General features: G+C 59.9%; 1 protein-coding gene. It reads right to left on the reverse strand.

From position 1 onward, the window contains the following. A partial coding sequence (locus U5782_RS41490) for an IS110 family transposase (RefSeq protein WP_415914506.1) occupies positions 1–246 on the reverse strand: 246 nt, incomplete at its 3' end. Positions 247–282 lie beyond the last annotated feature (36 nt).

Raw genomic sequence — 282 nt, forward strand, 5'->3', positions numbered from 1 at the left:
CCTGGGGTTGACAGCGACAGCGGGCAAACGCGCGTGACAGAGGGCCTTGAGTACGGCGAGTTCGAGCTTGCCGGTGGCCTCCATGACGATGAGCGTGGGACTAAGTGCGGCCAGCTGCTGGACAAGCTGGTCGATGGAGGCAGCGTCATTTGGAACGCGCCATGCGTCGGAAGAGTTGTGAATGGCGAGGTCAAGGAAATCGCCGCTGACATCGATGCCGACATAGATCTGGGGAGGCTGGTTCATCGCGGTACCCATACTTGCAGGAGAATTCGAGCTCTG

The organism is Paraburkholderia sp. J67 (assembly GCF_905220265.1).
GTDB lineage: Bacteria > Pseudomonadota > Gammaproteobacteria > Burkholderiales > Burkholderiaceae > Paraburkholderia.